The sequence below is a fragment of the Bacillus sp. F9_6S_D1_P_5 genome (assembly GCF_054823925.1).
Map to the genome: position 1 here is coordinate 1 of NZ_JBTREW010000050.1, position 4,297 is coordinate 4,297.

At 36.0% G+C, this 4,297-nt stretch carries 3 protein-coding genes and 1 pseudogene; 1 reads left to right on the top strand and 3 read right to left on the bottom strand.

The window, feature by feature from the left end; all coding sequences use genetic code 11:
- The 3 genes and pseudogenes from ACUXEY_RS28015 to nuoA form a co-directional block, all read right to left on the bottom strand.
- Window positions 1-308: pseudogene (locus ACUXEY_RS28015) on the bottom strand (NADH-quinone oxidoreductase subunit C); the annotation flags it as partial.
- A complete protein-coding gene (gene nuoB / locus ACUXEY_RS28020; RefSeq protein ID WP_000236331.1) occupies window positions 305-823 on the bottom strand; it encodes an NADH-quinone oxidoreductase subunit NuoB in 519 nt (172 codons plus the stop codon). The gene nuoB and the pseudogene ACUXEY_RS28015, both read right to left, overlap by 4 nt.
- On the bottom strand, window positions 814-1,182 hold the full coding sequence (gene nuoA, locus ACUXEY_RS28025) for an NADH-quinone oxidoreductase subunit NuoA (protein WP_000179273.1): 369 nt from the start codon (window positions 1,180-1,182) through the stop codon (window positions 814-816). The genes nuoB and nuoA overlap by 10 nt, the downstream gene beginning before the upstream one ends.
- A gap of 289 nt (window positions 1,183-1,471) precedes the next feature.
- Here nuoA and ACUXEY_RS28030 point away from each other — a divergent pair, with 289 nt between their 5' ends.
- On the top strand, window positions 1,472-4,201 hold the full coding sequence (locus ACUXEY_RS28030) for a putative bifunctional diguanylate cyclase/phosphodiesterase (RefSeq protein ID WP_461302071.1): 2,730 nt from the start codon (window positions 1,472-1,474) through the stop codon (window positions 4,199-4,201).
- The last annotated feature ends 96 nt before the right edge of the window (window positions 4,202-4,297 follow it).

Sequence of the window (4,297 nt, forward strand, 5' to 3'; positions counted from 1 at the left end):
TTCGCCGCGGCGGCTGCCTTCGCCTTCGCTTTTGCCTTTTCCTCTTCCGTTACTTCCTCTGTTCCTTCTCTTTTTTGCTTCGCTAATGCCGCTGCTTTCGCTTTTGCAGCCGCAGCTGCGCGTCTTTTTGCTTCTTCTACAGTCATACCATCATTTTTTGGTAGCGCTTTCTCTTTTTCCTGATTTTCTTCCTCAAGCTTACTTATTTCTGCACCATGTTTCGCAACGAGCCGCTTTCTCGCCTCTTCTTTCGCACGTCTAGCCGCTTCTCTTTTCAAATCCTCTAAGTCTTTATTGAGATCACTCATTTATTCGTCACCTGCTTTCCTGTCTTTGCCTCGTAACGAATTTTTTCTTTCAATTTATTAATTCCATAAATTAAAGCGGCAGGATTTGGTGGGCAACCAGGAATATACACATCAACTGGCACAATTTGATCTACACCTTTCACAACAGCGTATGAATTTACATACGGACCACCTGCTGTCGCACAAGATCCCATTGCAATAACCCATTTCGGTTCAGGCATTTGATCATATAAACGCCGAACAATAGGAGCCATCTTCTTCGTTACCGTTCCCGACACAATCATAACGTCCGATTGCCTTGGTGATGTCCGAAAAAATGACCCAAATCGATCTAAATCGTAATGTGATGAACCTACTCCCATCATTTCTATTGCACAGCATGCTAGTCCGAATGTCATCGGCCATAAAGAATTGCTCCGTGCCCATCCTTTCAACTGCTCCAATGTAGAAAAAAAGATATTTCGTTCTAATTCCGCTCGCTCATTTGGATGTAACTCCTCAAAATTTATAACCATTGTAACACCTTCTTTTTCCAAGCATACGCTAATCCAACTAGCAACATTACAACAAAGATGAGCATTTCAATCAGTGCAAATAAACCGAGCTTGTCATATGCAACAGCCCATGGATATAAAAATAATGTTTCTACATCAAAGATGACAAACAATAAAGCAAAAATATAATAACGAGCATGAAACCGAATATTTGCATCATGAAAAGGCTCAATCCCACTCTCATACGTCGTCGCTTTCGCTGCACTTGGTTTATTTGGGCGCAGCATCCTTCCTAATGTAAGAGCCACTACCGGCAGCAATATGCCTAATAGCAAGAAAATCAAAACGATCATATAACTATTTTCATATACACTTGCCATTGTGAAACCCTCCCCCCTGAATTAAGAACAAGTTCACTTAGTAAACAATATGTCCTAGTTGCAGTAATTATTATTTTTAAATTTTTCTAAATAATGCAACTATTTTAATCATTATAGCAAACTTCAAATTCCTATGTCGATATGTTGGAGGCAGAAACGAGAATTATTAAAATCTATTTTTATAACTCGCTATACCTGTGCAAAATAAGTATAGAAATTATATATTTTTTTTAAGAAACAATAAAAAATAAAAAGAGGAATTTATATGTATATACCGTGGGTGAGATAAATGAAAAAACAAACACATGTAAGTATTCTTATAAGCATTACATTGTTGTCTATAGCGATTCATTACGTAGCAATGCCTTTTCTATATGAATACTCAATCCCTTTTCAAATATTAATTGGAATGAGTACTTTATTGGTTGATATTATCGCTTGTAGTTATATACTTTATTTTTCAAACAGGAAAGAAGAGTTACCTCGTTTATTTTGGACCATTTTATGTGTTGGAACCCTCTCTTATTTCATTGGAGATATCGTCGTTGCCTATCAACGTTTAATTTTAAAGGACTACTATACATTCGTTGATCCGTCCGATTTTTTTTACCTACTTTTTTTAATTAGCTTTGCGTTTGCCTTTCTATATGAAATCATCTATAACCGCGATGTATTAGAAAAGCTTTTTATGCTATGTGATATTTGTATTATTGTTACAGCACAATTCACTTTAAGTTACTACTTACTTATCGAACGCACTATTCACGTTTCTTCAACATCCAATATCGACATATTTGTTCAACTTACCTATCCAATGGCCGATTTACTCTTTTTCCTCATAGGAATCAATCTGTTATTCAAGCCATTATCCTTATTATCCAAAAAAGTTGGTGCGCTTCTTGGCAGTGCTTTAATTTTATATGCTACTACAGATGCGATTTATGCTTATATTAAATACTTCACACCTGAGTATTCCATGTTCACAGTTACTCCCCTCTATCAAGTAACTTTAGTACTAGTAGCAATCGCCTGTATTCTGCATACAAAAGAACCTGAAAGGCAAGAGCAAGTACTATTAACACCTAAACTTGGTGAGTCGATCAGATTGTCATTACCTTATATTTCTGTAGTCATGCTGATTGTTTTTATATTAGTTGAATACGTTTTTGCACCTATTGTAGTAATCGGGCTTATGATAACCTTCTCCTTCGTTCTCATACGCCATAGTTTAGTTCGAAAACAAAATAAAATATTATTACTAGCTCAAATGCAATTCAACTCAGAACTCGAAAAACAAATTGAACTACGTACAGAAGATTTAGTAGAACAAAAAAATGAACTGTATCATAACCAACAGATGTTTAAATCTTTATACGAGCATCATCCAGATCCAATATTCACCTTAGATTTGTACGGTAATTTTCTCAATGTGAACAACGCCGGTACTACTTTACTCGGTTATCAAACGAACGAATTATTAAAACAACCATACTATTCACTTACGTATGAAGAAGATTTAGAAGAAATCATTAATGCCTTTCACCGCGTAAAAAAGGGAAAATCTATCTCTTTAGAAGTACGGGCATATCATAAAAATAGAGATATTTACTACTTGCATGTTACAGCTGTTCCTATCTTTTTAAAAAATCATATTTCTGGCGTTTATTTAATGATTAAAGATATTACGGAAAGCAAACAACAGCAAGAACAAATTAACTTTCTAGCCTATCATGATACTTTAACAGAGCTTGCTAATCGCCGTGCATTTCATCAGTACGTAGAACAAGCAATTGCTCGATCTGAAATATCGAAAAGGCCTTTTGCCGTTATGTTTCTCGACCTAGACCGCTTTAAAGTTATTAATGATACCCTCGGTCATAGGGTAGGAGACCTTCTATTAATTGCAGTAGCAAAAAGACTCGAAGAAATTGCGACACCAAATATGAAGCTTGCCCGGCTAGCTGGGGATGAGTTCACAATCCTTATCGAAAATTATAAAAAAAGGCCAGATGTAAAAAAAATAGCCGATACGATTGTAGCAGCTATGAACGAACCATTCGAAATTGAAAATCAACATCTACAAATCTCACCGAGCATCGGGATTGCAATATATCCTGAAGCAGGTGAAGATCCATTGTCAATTTTACAGCATGCTGATATGGCCATGTACGAAGCAAAAAATAGGGGGAAAAATGGCAGCTCTCTGTACACGAAAGAATTGTATAAAAAAATGGAACGGAAAGCTCGAATTGAAAAAGATTTACCACTCGCTTTAGTAAACGAAGAATTTTATGTCGTTTATCAACCACAAATTGATATTACGACGAAAAAAATTATTGGTGCTGAAGCATTAATACGCTGGAAACACCCACTCCTAGGTGAAATTCCGCCATGTGAGTTCATTCCAATTGTAGAGGAGACTCCGCAGGTCATTCCACTCGGTCATTGGGTATTAAAAGAATCTTGTCGCCAGTTAAAAATATGGCATACTTTTGGCTATACAGATTTAAAAATAAGTGTGAACTTATCAGCAAAGGAGTTCCAGCAAGATAATTTAATCGAACACATTTCACAAATACTAACAGACCTTAACGTCGATCCCAAATATGTAACACTTGAGTTAACAGAACGAATTGCGATGATCGACGAAAAAGAAACGTTATCAAGGCTAAAACAATTAAAGGAATATGGTATTCAAACATCCATTGATGACTTCGGTACCGGCTATTCTTCTCTCGCTTATTTATCAATTTTCCCTATCGATACATTAAAAGTACCGAGAGAATTTACACAACTCGCTGATCACCGTCCTGAAGAAAGAGCTATCGTCTCAACTATCCTTTCCCTTGCAAATACGTTAAATCTTTCTGTCGTTGCTGAAGGAATTGAAACAGAAAAACAACTTAAATTTCTACAAAAAAACAACTGTAAGTATATGCAAGGTTACTATTTCAGTAAACCACTTACGAGTCATCAATTTATAAAGTTCCTACAAAAAACACCCAGTATGAACGAATAGCTTGAACTGACCCACGAATTTGGTACATGAAAAAAACACCTATGCTACCTGTTTCTTGTATTCTATAGGAGACAGGTAGTTTAACTTTTCTTGAAT